The organism is Companilactobacillus bobalius (genome assembly GCF_002179915.1).
GTDB classification, from domain to species: Bacteria; Bacillota; Bacilli; order Lactobacillales; family Lactobacillaceae; genus Companilactobacillus; species Companilactobacillus bobalius.
The window spans coordinates 368,180-384,549 of sequence record NZ_MYFM01000001.1 but is presented as its reverse complement, the minus strand read 5'-3'; the positions used below and the strand labels follow the sequence as shown (position 1 = coordinate 384,549).

Below are 16,370 nucleotides of genomic sequence, written 5' to 3'. Positions count from 1 at the left end.
TAAAACGGTGCTATTTTACACGCTTTTATAAATATATTTATATTTAAAGAAAATTATCGTAAAAAACGGCTTAAATGCTTGCCACATCGACATTCCTATGGTAGTTTTGTAAATAGAATAATGAACGCATTCAAATAGTTCATGTGTTCTAAATTTTTTACAAATTTCGGAGGTATTTTTACATATGGCAAATAAAGCTGAACTTATCGATAGTGTAGCAAGTAAAACTGGTTTGACAAAGAAGGATGCAACTTCAGCTGTTGATGCAGTCTTTGAAACAATCCAAGAAAACTTATCAGAAGGCAACAAAGTTCAATTGATTGGCTTTGGTAACTTCGAAGTACGTCAACGTGCTGCTCGTAAGGGTCGCAACCCACAAACTGGCGAAGAAATTAAGATTCCTGCAAGCAAGGTTCCTGCATTTAAACCAGGTAAGGCTTTGAAGGATTCAGTTAAATAATTCTTTTTAATTAGGGGCGGTCATTAGACCGTCTTTTTTTACGCAAAAATATGGAGGTAACAATTTGAGTAAAGCAGATGAAGTTATAGAAACAATTGATGATGGTGACTTTTCGAAAGTTGATTCTTTAATTCAAGAATCAATTGTACAAGATGATGACCAAACTCAATTCTCACTTGCAGAGACTTTGATGAGCCGTGGTTTATCCGTCCAAGCTAAGACTGTCTATGACCATTTATTAACGATGTATCCAACTGAAGGGCAAATTTTGTCTCGTTTAGCGGAGATTTCTGTGTCTGATGGAGATACCGATCAAGCTTTAAGCTATATTTCTCAAATCACGCCCGATTCACCAGCATATGCCGAAAATTTGCTGGTTTCAGCCGATATATATCAATCTCAAGGTTTGTATGAAGTTAGTGAACAAAAACTATTAAGTGGTATCAGAGAATTCCCTGATGAAGAAGTATTCAAGTTTGCTTTAGCTGAAGTTTATTTTGATGAGAATAAATTCAGTAAAGCTTTGACATATTACGATATGTTATTAGATATGGGCATTAAAAATTACTCTGGTATCTCAATTGTTTTACGTAAGGCCAGTTCCCTTGCTGGGGATGGTCAGTATGAAGAAGCTATTGACGTTTATGAAGATTTGAATGCGATTGAGTTGAATGAGGACGCTCAATTCCAATTAGGCTTCTTGTATAATCAAGTTAAAAACTATAACAAGTCAATCAGTATCTTGGAAAAACTTTTGGAGACGAACCGTGATTATCCAACTGCTTATTCAATTTTGGCCGAGGATTATTTGAACATTAAGAAGAATTCCGATGCCTTCAAGTATGCACAATTAGGTTTGAATTTGAATGAACTAGATGACAATCTTTATCAGATAGCTTTTGATGCTGGAACTGCGGAAGATCCAACCGGGGCAATCAAGATACTTGAAAAAGGAATTCAAACAGTAGAGAATCCTTTGCCTTTGGTAATTAAACTGAGTGATTATTATGTAACTAAAGGCCAATTCAAGAGTAATCTTGATTTATTGAACGGTCGTGACATCAGTAATAATCCTAAGTTGGTTTGGAATCTAGCCAAATCAGAATTTGAAACTGATGATGTAAATAAGGCTCAGGAGAATATTTTGCTAGTTCTCGACGATTTTAAGGATAATTTGGATTACTTATCAGATTTAATTGAAATCCTTCGTAGCACGGGTAATAATGATGTTCTCAAGCCAGCCATTCAACTGTACTTGAAACAAGATCCTGATAATGAAGAAATGCATAATCTATTGGATCAAATATAGAAATTAGTAATAACCTCACTAGGATCAATGTATATCTTAGTGAGGCTATTTTTATAATTTTAACCGCATTATAAGGTCTTTATTTAGTAACATTCATGATTGGTATATAATAAATAAAGACTTTTATGATTATGTGAGGTAAAAATATGCAAATCAAACAACTTCCTGAAGATTTTAAACAGGCGTTACCAGTACTAGAAGAAATTGAGCAAGCCGGATTTGAGGCTTATTTCGTTGGGGGAAGTGTGCGCGACCATATTTTAGGATTACCGATCCACGATGTCGATATTGCTACAAGTGCTTATCCGGAAGAAATCAAGAAAATTTTTAAACGTACAATTGATACCGGAATTCAACATGGCACAGTCACGGTATTATTGAATGATGCGTCATATGAAATTACTACTTTTAGAACAGAATCCGGTTATCAAGATTATCGTCGTCCAGATAAAGTAACTTTTGTGAGATCACTAGCTGATGATTTAAAGCGCCGTGATTTTACGATCAATGCTTTAGCAGTTGATTTGAATGGTAATGTGATTGATAAGTTCGATGGGTTAAAAGACTTGGACAAGAAAATCATTCGAGCAGTTGGTCAGGCTGAAGCTAGATTTCACGAGGATGCTTTGAGAATGATGCGAGCAGTTAGATTCCAAGCCCAATTGAACTTTCAAATTGAAGCTCAAACGGCTCAGGCAGTGGCTGATAATGCACCATTGTTGTCCAAAATAGCAATTGAACGTATTCGAGAAGAATTCGTTAAATTGCTATTGAGTCAATCGTGGAAAACTGGTTTTGCTGACTTTCTCAAGTTGAATTTGAGTGAGTATTGTCCTGGTTTCAAAGACCAGCGGGTGGAATTGTCTGAATTATTGAATGCTGAGGGTACTTTTGTCGATGAGGATGCAGCTTGGACAGCAATTGGCTACGCTTTAAATATGAATCATCCCGAATTCAACAGATTTTTACGTGATTGGAAGGTTTCCAATAAGGTTCGTGAGGCTAGTGTGAATAGTCTGGATATGCTGCATTTGTTTGAGAATCAGGATTACGATTTGTGGAATATTTATAAATTTGGCTTGGATAATTTTGAACGTGTGCTTCAACTTTGCCAAATGCTTCAAATTGAATTTGATTATGTAGATTTAAAACAAAAAGTAGAGCAAATTTCTATCAAAAATAGTCATGATTTAGCTATTACAGGAAAAGATATTTGTGAGATTCTAGGTGTAAAACCAGGTCCAATTATTGGAAAATCAATGTCTCAAATAGAGCGTGCTGTCGTGGAAGGAAACGTTTACAATAATTTTGATGAATTAAGACATTATTTGTTAAGTAATCAATAACCCTGTGTTATTATGAAATCAGTAAGTATTTTATGATTGAAAGGGTGGTAATATGACTAAGCATGTTTTTAAAGAATTGAAATTCTACTTCAGAAATGATGATACTTGGACAGTTAATCATGGAGAAATGAGTGATGTTTGGATTTCTCGTGTAACTACAAGTTATGGACGTATCGCGGGTGGACGTATGCAAGAGATTCACCCATGTAAACGTTTTAGAATTGAAATTTTACCTGCAGCTGACTACATTAAGGATACTGATGTTTCTACAGCTGCTTTGGCAGATGGTATGTTCAACCGTATTATTAAGTATCAAGATATCGAAAAGTGTGACATTGTTTTTGAAGATGACGAAGGCAAGGAACCAATGGAGATTTACTTCCCATTCAAGCAAAAAGATGCTGAAGGCTTAGACAATGCTTATCAAACTTCAACAATTTCAAGCAAGAGTGGAAACTTATTTATTTCAATTGATCCAGAAAATACGGTATATGACTTATATAAAGAAGAATTATAATTAAAAATACGGGACATTGGTTAATTTATTTTGACTTGTGTTCCGTATTTTATTGGGAGAAATTAATATGGGGAATTTAAAAATAGGATCGATGGTTAAAATTGTTGATCAAAAAGATGCTATGAAAGATCAAATTGGGGCAGTCGTTTATTTTGATGAAAAACGTGAAAAAATTTTAGTCAGGTTTGGCGGAGTCCAACAGCTATACTATGCATTGGATCAGTTAAAAGAGTACTAAGAGGTTTTACAATCGACGGGTTACATGTGATAATAAATATTGATAAGTTTGATACCTCTATCTACATGGGTAGAGGAATTTTTTATTTACAGTGGTGAAAATTAATTGAAAACCTTAAATATAACTAATGCATCAAAATCCTTTGGAGAAAGAACACTCTTTAAGGATGTTACCTTTACAATTAACGAAGGTGACCGAATTGGTCTTTTAGGCCTAAATGGTACTGGTAAGACAACACTTTTGGACGGTATTGTTAATAATAGTGATTTGAATACAATCACAGTCGATAAACCAAAAGATTATAAAATCTCTTATTTGAAGCAGCAACCTGATTTGGATGAAAATTCATCTGTTATTGATGCTGTCTTCAATGGTAGTGGCGAAAAATTCCAATTAATTCGTCAATATGAAAATTCATTGACTAAGTTTAACGCTAATTCGACTGATACTAAGATTCAAAATGAATTCTTCAAGTTACAGGAGCAGATGAACGCATCTGAAGCTTGGCAGATGGAATCAGATGTTAAATCGATTTTGAATAAGCTTGGTATTACAGAATTGGACAAGAAGATTTCAGAATTATCTGGTGGTCAACAAAGACGTGTGGCTTTAGCCCAGACCTTAATCTCTGAAGCTGATCTTTTAATCCTTGATGAGCCAACTAACCATTTGGACTATGAAGCAATTGACTGGTTGCAAGCATATTTGAGTAAGTATAAAGGATCCGTTCTATTTGTAACCCATGATCGTTATTTCCTAAATGAGGTTGCTACAAGAATTTTTGAAATTGAAAATCGTAACATAACTGAATACGACGGTAACTATGAGAAGTATCTTCAACAAAAAGCCGATAATGAAGACATTTATGCTTCAGAACAACATCACAAAACCCAACTCTACAAACAAGAATTGAAGTGGATGCGTGCCGGCGTTAAAGCTCGTGGAACTAAACAGCAAGCTAGAAAAGATCGCTTTACTAATTTAAAAGAAGATCTTCAAGATAAACCAGATGTTCAAAAAGAAATGTCAATCGATATTGCCCAACAACGTTTGGGTAATGATGTTTTTGATATTAAAGATGCTAATTTGAAATTTGCTAAACACATTATCTTAGATGATTTCAGCTATCTAGTATCACGTGGTGACCGTATTGGGATAACTGGTTCAAACGGTTCTGGTAAGACTACCTTTTTGAATGCTATTGATAAGCAAATCCCATTGGATTCAGGTGAGATAAAAACTGGTCAAACAGTAAAGATTGGCTACTATACACAACATACGCGTGATATGGATCCTGATAAGCGTGTAATTAGATATTTGGAGAGTATCGGCCAAGGTGTGAGAAATACTGACGGTGAACACATGTCAGCTTCACAAATGCTAGATACCTTTAAGTTTGATCATCAAATGCAGGGTGCATTTGTTCGTGAGCTATCCGGTGGTGAAAAACGTCGTTTATACTTACTAGCCATTCTAATGGACCAACCAAATGTACTTTTGCTTGATGAGCCAACTAATAATTTGGATATCGAAACTTTGACAATTTTGGAAGATTACTTGAGTAGCTTTAAAGGAACTGTTTTGGCAGTATCCCATGATCGCTATTTCTTAGATAAAATTGCTGATAAATTGTTGATTTTTGAAGGCCAAGGTCAAATTGAAGAGAGCTATGATTCTTATTCAGCCTACTTACAAAGAGCGACTGCTAAGAAACAGGCTCAACATCATGAGGCTAAGGAACAAAAGCACGTTGAAGCTAAGCAAAAGGCTGAACAAGAACAAAAAGCTGAGCCTAAGAAAAAGCTGACTTATGCAGAACAAAAAGAGTACGAAAAGTTAGAACCTCAGATCGACAAATTGGATTCTGAAATATCCACCTTACAAGATGAATTGAATAATCCAGACAATGGTTACGAAAAATTAATGGATTATCAAAGAGAACTTGATGAAAAGAACCAAGCAGAAGAAAAACTGATGGAACGTTGGGAATATTTAAGTCAATTTGCCTAGGAGAAGAAAATGCACAACGAACAACAATATTTAGATCTTTTACAATATGTTTTGAATCAAGGTCACAAGAAAAGTGATCGTACAGGAACAGGAACGATTAGTACCTTTGGTTATCAGATGCGCTTTAATTTACAAGAATCATTTCCTCTTTTGACAACTAAGAAGATTCCTTTTGGTTTGATTAAGAGTGAACTATTGTGGTTCTTGCATGGCGATACTAATATTAAATACTTATTGGAACATCACAATCATATTTGGGACGAATGGGCTTTTAAGAACTATATTGAAAGTACTGATTATACTGGACCTGATATGAATGATTTCGGACGTCGCAGTTTAGTGGATACTGATTTTGCCAAAGAGTATAAAGTTCAAAAGAACAAGTTTGATCAAGCTATTTTAACTGACGATGCTTTTGCTCAAAAGTTCGGTAATTTAGGGGATGTTTACGGAGCTCAATGGCGCCATTGGCAAAAACGTGATGGTGGTTTTATTGATCAAATTGCAAATGTGATTGATCAAATCAAAAAAACTCCTGATTCACGCCGTTTGATTGTTAGTGCTTGGAATCCAGAAGATGTGCCAACAATGGCTTTACCACCTTGTCATACGTTGTTCCAATTCTACGTAAATGATGGTAAACTGTCCTGCCAGCTCTATCAAAGAAGTGGGGATCTCTTCTTAGGGGTACCTTTTAATATTGCTAGTTATGCGCTTTTGACACATTTGATTGCAAGAGAGACTGGTCTAGAAGTAGGAGAATTTATTCATACTTTAGGTGACGCTCATATTTACTTGAATCATTTGGATCAAGTTAAAGAACAACTTAGTCGTAAACCAGCTATGGGACCACAATTAGAGATCAAGAGTGATAAGAGTATTTTCGAAATAGAAGCTTCAGATATAATCGTGAATGACTACAATCCACAACCTGCCATCAAGGCACCAGTGGCTGTTTAGGAGGAACTGTAAATGATAAGTTTTGTTTGGGCTGAAGATAAGAATCACATCATCGGTGAAAAAGGACACTTACCATGGTCATTACCTAATGACTTACACCATTTTAAAGATGTAACGATCAATCATCCCATCGTTATGGGACGAAAGACTTTTGAAAGTTTTCCTAATGGTCCTTTACCTAAGAGACTAAATATTGTTATTTCTAAAAATCCTGATTATCAGGTACCTGATTCTGTAGTTTTAATCAATGATAAGGCTGACTTGAAAAAATATGTACAATCTGATGATGAAGTTATGGTTATCGGTGGAAGTGGTATTTTTAAGCTATTCCAAGACGATGTTGATAGACTATATCTGACTAAGATTGATCATGAATTTACAGGTGACACTAAAATGTGTTCAATCGACTACAGTAAGTTTAAATTAGTCGAAAAAAAAGAAGGCCATATGGATGATAAGAATATCTATCCATATACCTTCGAGACTTGGGACAAAATTTAAACTACGTAAAAGTATACTGAGAAGTACATTAGAGCTGTACCAATCATAACGAAAATGTGCCAGATTACGTGAATGTATCTAATGTTTTTCATTAAGTAGAGACAAGCTCCTAACGTAAAGGCAACGCCACCAGCGACCAACAAAGCAATACCGGTTCCGCCAATTGCATAGTAGAGTGGCTTCATGGCGACGATAATAGCCCAGCCCATAAGAACGTAGAGCAATGTTTCAAAATACTTAAAACGACCAACATTAAAGATTTTGTAGAGAATACCACCAATGGCTAATAGCCAAATGAATGCTAGAATAACGATTCCAAATGTAGAATGTAAAGCAATCAAACAGTAAGGTGTATAAGTACCTGCAATCATCAAGAAAATTGAACTGTGATCGAATATCTGAAAGACGCCTTTAGCCTTAGTGAAGTATAAACTGTGGAATAGGGTTGAACTTAGATATAAGAAGAACAAAGTGAATGCGTAAATAAAATAGGCTGTGATGTTCAAAGGCTTTCCCTGCTGAAACCCTTTGATCAATAAGAATATGGCACCAATAATTGCTAAAATGATGCCGATACCATGAGTGACAGCACTGAAGACTTGATCTGTAATTAAATAAGCTCTAGAAAAGTTGTGTTTTTTCGTCATGTTAAAACCTCAATTATTTGGACTGTTTACTATAATTATTATAAACGTCTTAGAAGGCTTTTCATATGGTTATGGTATTGTATAATTAATAAAGATTCAGCATATTTATTTTAGTAAAATGATTAGTTATTTATCATTAGACCCTATTAAGTTTGTTATAATAATTAAAAGTAATAGGAAACAAAACCCTATGAAAGAGGGATAAAATGAGCAAAGTAAAGATCCTTACCGATTCATCGGTACAGTTAACACCAGAGGAAATAGAAAAGTATAATATTAGTGTCGTTCCTTTGACAATTAGTATTGACGAAAAAACTTATGTTGATGGCGTTAATATTACACGCGAAAAATTCGTTGAAGAAATGGATTCTTCAAAGGATTTACCTAAGACATCTCAACCATCAATTGGAACTTTTATGGATGTTATTGATAAGGTTCCTGATGATTATACGGATATCTTAGCCTTGATTATGACACCAGCCATTAGTGGTACCATTAATGCAGCTAGACAAGTAGAAGATATGGTTGACCGTAATATGGAAGTCATCGATACAGAATTTACAGATCGTGCCCAAGGCTTCCAAGTAATTAGAGCCGCTCAAATGGCCCAAGAAGGTAAATCTGTTGAGGAAATTAAACAGGCCTTGGATGAGCTTCGTGCGCATACTTATCTTTACATGGGTGTAACAAGTATTGAAAATATTCTACGTGGAGGTCGTTTGAGCAGATTTGCTGGAACACTTTCAACTTTGTTGAATATTAACTTGGTTCTAACAGTAAAGAATAATAGTCTAGATATTGTTAAGCGTGGTCGTGGTCGCAAGACAATTGAAAAATATATGAATAACGTAATGGAAGAAATCAAAGGTTTAAAGAATATCAAAGCTGTAGGAATTTCTTATGTTGACAAGATGGACTATGTTAATGAGCTAAAGGCTAAGCTGGAAGAAATTATTCCTGATGTGCCGTTGCTTATAAGAGTGACAAGTCCAGTTATTGCTACACATGCTGGTTCTGGAGCCTTTGCAATTGAATTTTATACAGAGTAAAAGCTGATGAATGCATCAGCTTTTTTTTGAAAGATGGATTAATTAATGAAGAAGAAAAGTATTTGGATCATAGTCGTAGTTTTAATATTGATAGCTGTTGGTGGTGGAGCTTATTATTTCACTAACAATAATCAAAGTGAGCAGTCTACTGCCCAAGTAACTAAAACAACCAAGAAAATAATAAAACCAAAGAAAAAAGTTATTCCTAAAAAGAAGCAAATCAGTATTGTTGCAGTCGGAGATTCACTGACACAAGGGGTTGGTGATTCTTCCAAAGCTGGTGGTGGCTATGTGACTCGTTTGCAGTCAAAAGTGCAGTCGAAGTTCAATGTTCCCACACAGTCGCATAATTATGGTGTTTCAGGTGATACTAGTAGCCAAATTATGGCTCGTATCAAGTCTGATAAAAAGATGCATCAAGATCTACCCAAGGCTGATATTATCACGGTGACAGTTGGTGGTAATGACTTCATGCACCTCTTGCAACGTAAAGGAATTGATCTGACAGCGGGTGACATTGCTGATGAACAAGTTAAATTCGACAAAAGATTAAAACAATTATTGACTGATTTGAGAAATTATAATGAATCGGCACCAATTTATCTAATAGGTATTTATAATCCTTTTAGTATCTATTTATCGAATGTAAAAAATGCTAAAATAGCATTCATTAACTGGAACAAAGCATCTGCCAAAGTGGCTAGTGGATTTAATAAAACCTATTTCATTGATATTAATAATTTATATCAAAATAAAACTATCGATAATAAGGTTAAAAAGACCGGAACTAATCCTTATCTTTACAAGAAGGATCACTTCCATCCTAATGGAACTGGTTACGATATGATGACGCAAAAAGTGTTCGATGAAGTTAGTGTTACGAAAAAGGAGTGGCTTTTTAAATAATTATGAAGAATAAGAATTATTGGAAATATGCATTTATTGCTTTAGTAGCAATTTTAGTAGTGGGATTTGGTTATTTGGGTACTAAAGTACTTAGTTCACCAACTGAGAATTATCAAGTCAGTTCTAAAATCAATAATGATGATAAAGTTTTTACCGTTAATATGAACAAAGAAGAAGCCAATAAAATGGCTCAATACTATTTAAAGAATACTTTGAATAATGGTAAGACGGAATATCAATTAATATTGAAAAAGGATGCTGAATTATCTGGTGCTATTAAGTTTTTAGGAGCCAAAATTCACTTTACAATTTTGATGCAACCATATGCTAAAACTAACGGGGATGTACTCTTAAAGGCTAAAGAAATGAAGATTGGGGACTTATCGTTGCCAATTTCCTTTGTAATGAATTATATTAAGAATAGTTTTAAGACCCCTGATTGGGTAAGCATTAACGGCAAAGATAAGACAATGTTGTTGAAATTTACTAAATTTACTACCAAAGAGGGATATGGCATTCGTGCAAAGAATATTGATTTGAAGCATGACAAGTTATCGTTTGAGGTAATGAATACAAAGATCACCGACAATCAATAGAAAGGAGCAAAGATGCGAAGAAGTTTTTATGAATTTTTAATGACACTAAGAAACGCAGACAGTGTTGAACCAGATGCAGAATTTGCAAATAACGCATTTCATGATCAATCTTTTCCTAAACATGAGGAGAATTATCAAAAAATCTCAGATTATTTAGAATTGAATGCAGGTTATTTACCCAGTATGTCAATTTTTGATGAGGTATATCAAAAGTATCAAGAAATAGATAGAAAATAGGTGAAGACAATGGCATTACAATGGTATCCAGGACATATGAACAAAGCGAAGAACCAAGTGCAGGATCGTCTAAAATTAGTCGATATCGTACTTGAAATCGTTGACGCAAGACTACCTTTTTCATCCAGAAATCCAGTTTTAGAACAAATAATTGACCAAAAGAAACATATTATTATTCTTAATAAATCAGATTTGGCAGATCCTAAGGTTACAGCCGATTGGAAACTCAATTTTGAACAAGAAGGCACTAAGTCGATTGAACTAGATGCTAAGCACAATAAAGGTCTAGGTAAAATTAAAAGCTTGATTCGTTCAGAATTGTCAGATAAGATTGACCGTTATGAACGTAATGGTGTACAAAATTATCGGATCAAAGCAATGTGTATTGGAATTCCTAACGTTGGAAAATCTACTATTTTGAATCGCTTTGTTGGAAAAAATGTGGCTATTACTGGTAATAAACCTGGTGTAACTAAAAATCAAAATTGGCTAAAAACTAATATTGGAATTGATTTATTGGATACTCCAGGTATCTTGTGGCCTAAAATTGATGATCCTAAAGTAGGGATGAAGTTGGCTTTGTCAGGTGCAATTAAGGACAAAATTTACGCACCCGATGATGTGGCTATTTATGCGCTTAATTTTATGGAAACTCACTACATGGATCAATTGCTTGAAAGTTACAAATTAGATAAGTCCGATATTTTTAACCATACAACACCAGAAGTATTGATGAATTTGACGAAAAAATTTGGTTATAAGGATGACTATGATCGTGCTTCCAGAAGAATTATCGATGACGTTAGAAAATTGAAATTAGGACGTCTTACATTTGATATTCCTGGGGAGTTTTATGAAGAGTAAATATACAATTGCCGAAGCAAGAAATATTCTGAAACAAACTGATTTAAGTGAAGAATTATTAAATAAATTTTCACAAGATGAACGTAGCGGAATTAAAAAATTATTAGAGCGATATTATAAGAAGCAATTGAAACAAAAAGAACTAATTGAGAAGTTTCACAAAAAGGAGTTTCTCGAAAAGCCTTTTTGGGATCATGGTTTAGCAGTAGCGGGGGTTGATGAAGTAGGACGCGGTCCTTTGGCAGGTCCTGTTGTCACAGCTGCTGTTATTTTGCCACCCGATAATACTTTGTATGAGGTTGATGATTCTAAGAAGTTGTCGATTGCAAAGCGTGATGAGCTTTATAAATTGATTTGTGCGCAAGCAATAGATATCAGTGTAGCAGTGGGTAGTCCGCAATTAATTGATCGAGAAAATATCTATCATGCAACGGAATTGACGATGGGAGATTCAATTAATAATCTTTATTTGAAACCTGATCATATCTTAGTTGATGCTATGACGATTCCTGTTGACATACCTCAAACAAAGTTGATTAAAGGTGACTCCAAGTCCTTGAGTATTGGCGCTGCTAGTATTGTTGCCAAAGTTTCACGTGATAAGTTGATGACGATGTATAGTAAAATCTATCCAGAGTTTGGCTTTGAAAATAATGACGGTTACGGTACAAAGCAACATTTGAAGGCTTTAGATGAGTTTGGTCGTACTAAAATTCATCGTTTGAGTTTTTCGCCTGTTAGAAAAATTTCTAAATTATATTAAAATAGAAACATCACTTTCGTAATTTAAGTTAAGGGAGTGATGTTTTTATTATGACTGAATTAACTAACTTTTTGATTAAATGTCGTTTAACAGGAATGATTTCGAATCAAATAATGCTAAAAATTATAAAAAAATCTATAAATAGTGCTAACCTAATAACTGAATCCTTTGATTTATTAAAACAGGAGTGGGGCTTGGATAAGTTTCAACGCTTTCGTTTCCTATTTGATAAGCAGAAGATCGGTTCGTTAAAGGCTATAAATTATTTGGACTTTGAGTATCCAGAATTGTTAAGAACGATTTATAATCCGCCTGCACTCTTGTTTTTTGAGGGGAATATTGCTTTACTTAAAACTGAGTGCATCGCAATCGTTGGTGCTAGGCAAGCATCAGATTATAGTTTTCGTTGTATAAGTGGTCTTGTTCCACGACTTGTAAATCGTTATACTATTGTGAGCGGTTTAGCTAAGGGAGTCGATTCTTGGGCTCATCAGGCCGCACTAAAGAATCAGGGACAGACGATTGCAGTGGTTGGTAGTGGTTTAGATGTAACTTATCCTAAAGAGAATTTTCACTTACAAGCGGAAATTATGAAAAAGGGATTGGTTGTTACTGAATACCCACCAATGACAAAAATCGAACCTTGGCATTTTCCTCAACGAAACCGGATAATTGCCGGTCTCAGTCAAAAGGTTGTTGTTACTGAAGCTAAGAAACGCAGTGGTTCCTTAATTACTGCGGATTTGGCTTTAGAGAACAATCGGGATGTTTTAGCTATTCCCGGTAGAATCGATGTTAACCTTTCAGCTGGTTGTAATAAACTAATTGAAGAGGGTGCCATCCCTTTGATTAATTTCAATGATTTATAGACTATATTTGGAAGATAAATTTATCTTTTGAATTGACAAAATAAAATTCTGTGATTAATATATTGAACAGTTTTAATTGATTCATTTTGGAAAGGAGCACTTTGCGTGCCATCAACACAAAAGAATTTGGTGATTGTTGAATCACCATCAAAAGCAAAAACAATTGAGAAGTATTTGGGACGTAATTATCACGTAGTTGCTAGTTTAGGTCACGTTCGTGATTTACCTAAGAGTCAAATGGGTGTCGATATTGAACATGACTATGAGCCAAAGTACATTTCTATTCGTGGTAAAGGTCCAGTTATTAAAGATTTAAAGAAGGAAGCAAAAAAAGCTAAGCGAGTTTACCTGGCAGCCGATCCGGATCGTGAAGGTGAAGCTATTGCTTGGCATGTTTCCCACTTATTAGGATTAGAAGATGATGGTAAAAATCGTGTCGTCTTCAATGAAATTACCAAAGATAAAGTTAAACAAGCATTTAAAACTCCAAGATCAATTGATATGAATTTGGTTGACGCTCAACAGGCCAGACGTGTATTGGATCGATTAGTAGGTTATTCAATTTCCCCAATCCTTTGGGCTAAAGTTAAAAAGGGTTTGAGTGCTGGACGTGTGCAGTCAATCGCTTTGAAACTTGTAATTGAAAAAGAAAATGAAATTAAGAGTTTTGTTCCTCAAGAGTATTGGACAATTGAATCAGTTTTCAAACATGGCAAAGATAAATTCAAAGCCAATTTCTATGGATTAGATGGAAAGAAAGCTGAATTAAAAAATAATGATCAAGTTCAAGAAGTATTAGGTCGTGTCAACAAAAAGAATGACTTTGAAATTGATAAGGTTACTAAAAAGGAACGTAAGAGATTCCCTGCCGCTCCATTTACAACTAGTTCGCTACAACAAGAGGCTAACAAGCGTCTAAACTTTAAGACTAGAAAAACCATGATGATTGCTCAACAATTGTATGAAGGAATCAATTTGGGACGTAAGGAAGGTACCGTAGGTTTAATCACTTATATGCGTACTGATTCCAAACGTATTTCTAAAGTTGCCGAAGCAGAAGCTTCGAAGTTTATTCATGAAGAATATGGTGAACCATTTGCAGCTGTCAAAGAACGTAAGGATAAAAACCAAGAAGGGGCTCAAGATGCCCATGAGGCTATTCGTCCTTCATCTACTATGAGAACACCTAAGTCCCTAAAAGACGTTCTTAGTCGTGATCAATATCGCTTGTATGACTTGATTTGGTCAAGATTCGTTGCCAGTCAAATGACACCAGCTGTTTTTGATACTATGACAGTTGATCTTTCTCAAAATGGCGTTATGTTTAGAGCTAATGGTTCTAAGATGAAGTTTGAAGGATATCGTAAGGTCTATCAAAGTACATCTGAAAACAGTAAGAAAGATAACATCTTGCCAGAAATTTCTGAAGGTGACAAAGCTAAGTTGCAATCTAACGATCCAGCTCAACACTTTACACAACCACCTGCAAGATTTACTGAAGCCTCACTAGTTAAGGCTTTGGAAGAGAATGGTGTAGGCCGTCCTTCAACCTATGCTCCAACTATTGATACAATTCAGAGACGTTATTACGTTAAATTGAATGGTAAGAGTTTTGAACCAACTGAACTTGGTGAGATCGTTGACAATTTAATTCAAAGTTATTTCCCTGATATCGTAAATATCGACTTCACTGCCAATTTGGAAGATGAATTAGATAATATCGAAGAAGGTAAAGAGAATTGGGTTAAGGTAGTTGATCGTTACTACAAGCCATTCGCTAAAGAACTTGAATCTGCTGAAGATAAGATTGAAAAAGTTCAAATTAAAGATGAACCAGCAGGTATGGATTGTGATATCTGTGGTGCCCCAATGGTAATTAAAATGGGACGCTATGGTAAGTTCTATGCTTGTTCACGTTTCCCAGATTGTCGTAATACTAAGCCAATCGTTAAGGAAATCGGTGTAATTTGCCCTAAGTGTAAAAAAGGTCAAGTTATCGAAAGAAAATCTAAGAAGAATCGTATTTTTTACGGTTGTTCAAGATATCCGGATTGTGATTTCGTCTCATGGGATAAACCAGTTGGACGTGATTGTCCAAAAGATGGTCACTACTTAGTTGAAAAGAAGGTTAAGGGTGGTCGTCAAATACTCTGTCCAAACGGTGATTATGAAGAGGACATTCAAAAATAAATGATAGAACAAGAATTAATCGATAAATTTGTTGATAATTTAATGGTTAATCATCATTACTCAAAAGAAACAAAAAAATCTTATTTAGAAGATATAGATAATTTTGTTTCTTTTTTGTCTAAAAATGGTGGTTTTACTGGATTCACTAAAATTGGACGAGTTGATGTTGAAACTTACCTGACATATTTAGATGAAGAAAACTATGCTACCGATACTGTGGCACGAAGAATCTCGGCTTTACGTTCTTTCTATAACTTTTTAGTAAGAAATAAGTTCATTAAGCAGAATCCTTTTGATTTAGTACAAATACGTCACAAAGGCCGCAAACTGCCACGTTTCTTTTACGAAAAAGAAATGGAAGAACTGTTCGAAGCAGTTAAAGGGGATGATCCACTGTCCCAGAGAAATTCAGCTTTGTTAGAATTGCTCTATGCCACTGGCATGCGTGTGAGTGAATGTGCTAATCTAGTATTAGACCAGCTTGATTTCGCTAACAATATTGTTTTGATACATGGTAAAGGGGACAAAGATCGTTATGTTCCCTTTGGAAGTTATGCCAAAAATGCGTTAGAGAAATACTTCAATGATGGTCGTAAAAAATTAATGCAAAAGAATCATCAGGATCACCAATATGTTTTTGTAAATAGTCGTGGTAAAGGTTTGACAAGTAGAGGAATTGAGTATATCTTGAATCAAATTATCAAGAAAACCAGCCTAACAGCTGATATTCATCCGCACATGATTCGTCATACCTTTGCTACACACATGTTGGAACATGGTGCTGATTTAAGAACTGTCCAAGAATTATTAGGACATGCCAGCTTGTCAACGACGCAAATATATACGCACGTGACAATGGAACATTTGCAAAAAGATTATAAAAAATATTTTCCAAGATAGAAGGTAAA

General features: G+C 34.9%; 18 protein-coding genes. 17 read left to right on the top strand and 1 reads right to left on the bottom strand.

What is annotated here, in order from left to right:
* The first annotated feature begins 184 nt into the window (after positions 1 to 184).
* The 8 genes from LKACC16343_RS01795 to LKACC16343_RS01765 all read left to right on the top strand — a co-directional run bounded on the left by LKACC16343_RS01795 (position 185) and on the right by LKACC16343_RS01765 (position 7,341).
* Positions 185 to 460 carry an HU family DNA-binding protein gene (locus LKACC16343_RS01795; protein WP_010019909.1) on the top strand — a complete coding sequence of 92 codons (276 nt, stop codon included), beginning with the start codon at positions 185 to 187 and terminating at the stop codon, positions 458 to 460.
* A 64-nt stretch (positions 461 to 524) separates the two neighbouring features.
* A complete protein-coding gene (locus LKACC16343_RS01790; RefSeq protein ID WP_056952355.1) occupies positions 525 to 1,769 on the top strand; it encodes a tetratricopeptide repeat protein in 1,245 nt (414 codons plus the stop codon).
* 146 nt (positions 1,770 to 1,915) lie between these two features.
* On the top strand, positions 1,916 to 3,115 hold the full coding sequence (locus LKACC16343_RS01785) for a CCA tRNA nucleotidyltransferase (RefSeq protein WP_056952357.1): 1,200 nt from the start codon (positions 1,916 to 1,918) through the stop codon (positions 3,113 to 3,115).
* A 52-nt stretch (positions 3,116 to 3,167) separates the two neighbouring features.
* Complete coding sequence (locus tag LKACC16343_RS01780) at positions 3,168 to 3,632, top strand: hypothetical protein (RefSeq protein WP_025086352.1); 465 nt, start codon at positions 3,168 to 3,170, stop codon at positions 3,630 to 3,632.
* A 67-nt stretch (positions 3,633 to 3,699) separates the two neighbouring features.
* Positions 3,700 to 3,870 (top strand): hypothetical protein, encoded by a 171-nt coding sequence (locus LKACC16343_RS14250; RefSeq protein WP_156638752.1) that lies wholly within the window; start codon positions 3,700 to 3,702, stop codon positions 3,868 to 3,870.
* Positions 3,871 to 3,975: 105 nt separating this feature from the next.
* Positions 3,976 to 5,880, top strand: coding sequence for an ATP-binding cassette domain-containing protein (locus tag LKACC16343_RS01775; RefSeq protein ID WP_056952359.1), 1,905 nt, complete (start codon positions 3,976 to 3,978; stop codon positions 5,878 to 5,880).
* Between the two features lie 9 nt (positions 5,881 to 5,889).
* Complete coding sequence (locus LKACC16343_RS01770; protein ID WP_056952360.1) at positions 5,890 to 6,840, top strand: thymidylate synthase; 951 nt, start codon at positions 5,890 to 5,892, stop codon at positions 6,838 to 6,840.
* A 12-nt stretch (positions 6,841 to 6,852) separates the two neighbouring features.
* Entirely contained in the window at positions 6,853 to 7,341 is a 489-nt protein-coding gene (locus LKACC16343_RS01765; protein WP_056952362.1) for a dihydrofolate reductase, read from the top strand.
* On the opposite strand, the gene trhA is transcribed toward LKACC16343_RS01765, so the two are convergent.
* On the bottom strand, positions 7,338 to 7,988 hold the full coding sequence (gene trhA / locus LKACC16343_RS01760; protein ID WP_056952364.1) for a PAQR family membrane homeostasis protein TrhA: 651 nt from the start codon (positions 7,986 to 7,988) through the stop codon (positions 7,338 to 7,340). The two genes, LKACC16343_RS01765 and trhA, sit on opposite strands and share 4 nt — an antisense overlap.
* Before the next feature lie 206 nt (positions 7,989 to 8,194).
* Here trhA and LKACC16343_RS01755 point away from each other — a divergent pair, with 206 nt between their 5' ends.
* The 9 genes from LKACC16343_RS01755 (at position 8,195) to xerC (ending at position 16,362) form a co-directional block, all read left to right on the top strand.
* Positions 8,195 to 9,037 carry a DegV family protein gene (locus LKACC16343_RS01755; RefSeq protein WP_056952366.1) on the top strand — a complete coding sequence of 281 codons (843 nt, stop codon included), beginning with the start codon at positions 8,195 to 8,197 and terminating at the stop codon, positions 9,035 to 9,037.
* A gap of 45 nt (positions 9,038 to 9,082) precedes the next feature.
* Positions 9,083 to 9,943 (top strand): DUF459 domain-containing protein, encoded by an 861-nt coding sequence (locus LKACC16343_RS01750; protein WP_056952369.1) that lies wholly within the window; start codon positions 9,083 to 9,085, stop codon positions 9,941 to 9,943.
* 2 nt (positions 9,944 to 9,945) lie between these two features.
* Positions 9,946 to 10,539 carry a YpmS family protein gene (locus tag LKACC16343_RS01745; protein ID WP_056952370.1) on the top strand — a complete coding sequence of 198 codons (594 nt, stop codon included), beginning with the start codon at positions 9,946 to 9,948 and terminating at the stop codon, positions 10,537 to 10,539.
* A gap of 12 nt (positions 10,540 to 10,551) precedes the next feature.
* Positions 10,552 to 10,776 (top strand): YozE family protein, encoded by a 225-nt coding sequence (locus LKACC16343_RS01740; RefSeq protein ID WP_025084931.1) that lies wholly within the window; start codon positions 10,552 to 10,554, stop codon positions 10,774 to 10,776.
* 9 nt (positions 10,777 to 10,785) lie between these two features.
* Positions 10,786 to 11,640, top strand: coding sequence for a ribosome biogenesis GTPase YlqF (gene ylqF / locus LKACC16343_RS01735; RefSeq protein WP_054642272.1), 855 nt, complete (start codon positions 10,786 to 10,788; stop codon positions 11,638 to 11,640).
* Complete coding sequence (locus LKACC16343_RS01730) at positions 11,630 to 12,403, top strand: ribonuclease HII (protein WP_056952372.1); 774 nt, start codon at positions 11,630 to 11,632, stop codon at positions 12,401 to 12,403. Before ylqF ends, LKACC16343_RS01730 begins: the two co-directional genes overlap by 11 nt.
* A 50-nt stretch (positions 12,404 to 12,453) precedes the next feature.
* Entirely contained in the window at positions 12,454 to 13,272 is an 819-nt protein-coding gene (gene dprA / locus LKACC16343_RS01725) for a DNA-processing protein DprA (RefSeq protein WP_056952374.1), read from the top strand.
* 105 nt (positions 13,273 to 13,377) lie between these two features.
* A complete protein-coding gene (topA, locus tag LKACC16343_RS01720) occupies positions 13,378 to 15,462 on the top strand; it encodes a type I DNA topoisomerase (RefSeq protein ID WP_056952377.1) in 2,085 nt (694 codons plus the stop codon).
* Positions 15,463 to 16,362 (top strand): tyrosine recombinase XerC, encoded by a 900-nt coding sequence (gene xerC / locus LKACC16343_RS01715; RefSeq protein WP_056952379.1) that lies wholly within the window; start codon positions 15,463 to 15,465, stop codon positions 16,360 to 16,362.
* Positions 16,363 to 16,370: the final 8 nt, after the last annotated feature.

Excerpts from the sequence above, each read along its gene's own strand:
- LKACC16343_RS01795 (WP_010019909.1), top strand. The coding sequence starts at position 185 with ATGGCAAATAAAGCTGAACTTATCGATAGTGTAGCAAGTAAAACTGGT.
- LKACC16343_RS01785 (WP_056952357.1), top strand. The coding sequence starts at position 1,916 with ATGCAAATCAAACAACTTCCTGAAGATTTTAAACAGGCGTTACCAGTA.
- LKACC16343_RS01780 (WP_025086352.1), top strand. The coding sequence starts at position 3,168 with ATGACTAAGCATGTTTTTAAAGAATTGAAATTCTACTTCAGAAATGAT.
- LKACC16343_RS14250 (WP_156638752.1), top strand. The coding sequence starts at position 3,700 with ATGGGGAATTTAAAAATAGGATCGATGGTTAAAATTGTTGATCAAAAA.
- LKACC16343_RS01770 (WP_056952360.1), top strand. The coding sequence starts at position 5,890 with ATGCACAACGAACAACAATATTTAGATCTTTTACAATATGTTTTGAAT.
- LKACC16343_RS01765 (WP_056952362.1), top strand. The coding sequence starts at position 6,853 with ATGATAAGTTTTGTTTGGGCTGAAGATAAGAATCACATCATCGGTGAA.
- trhA (WP_056952364.1), bottom strand. The coding sequence starts at position 7,988 with ATGACGAAAAAACACAACTTTTCTAGAGCTTATTTAATTACAGATCAA.
- LKACC16343_RS01755 (WP_056952366.1), top strand. The coding sequence starts at position 8,195 with ATGAGCAAAGTAAAGATCCTTACCGATTCATCGGTACAGTTAACACCA.
- LKACC16343_RS01750 (WP_056952369.1), top strand. The coding sequence starts at position 9,083 with ATGAAGAAGAAAAGTATTTGGATCATAGTCGTAGTTTTAATATTGATA.
- LKACC16343_RS01745 (WP_056952370.1), top strand. The coding sequence starts at position 9,946 with ATGAAGAATAAGAATTATTGGAAATATGCATTTATTGCTTTAGTAGCA.
- LKACC16343_RS01740 (WP_025084931.1), top strand. The coding sequence starts at position 10,552 with ATGCGAAGAAGTTTTTATGAATTTTTAATGACACTAAGAAACGCAGAC.
- ylqF (WP_054642272.1), top strand. The coding sequence starts at position 10,786 with ATGGCATTACAATGGTATCCAGGACATATGAACAAAGCGAAGAACCAA.
- LKACC16343_RS01730 (WP_056952372.1), top strand. The coding sequence starts at position 11,630 with ATGAAGAGTAAATATACAATTGCCGAAGCAAGAAATATTCTGAAACAA.
- dprA (WP_056952374.1), top strand. The coding sequence starts at position 12,454 with ATGACTGAATTAACTAACTTTTTGATTAAATGTCGTTTAACAGGAATG.
- xerC (WP_056952379.1), top strand. The coding sequence starts at position 15,463 with ATGATAGAACAAGAATTAATCGATAAATTTGTTGATAATTTAATGGTT.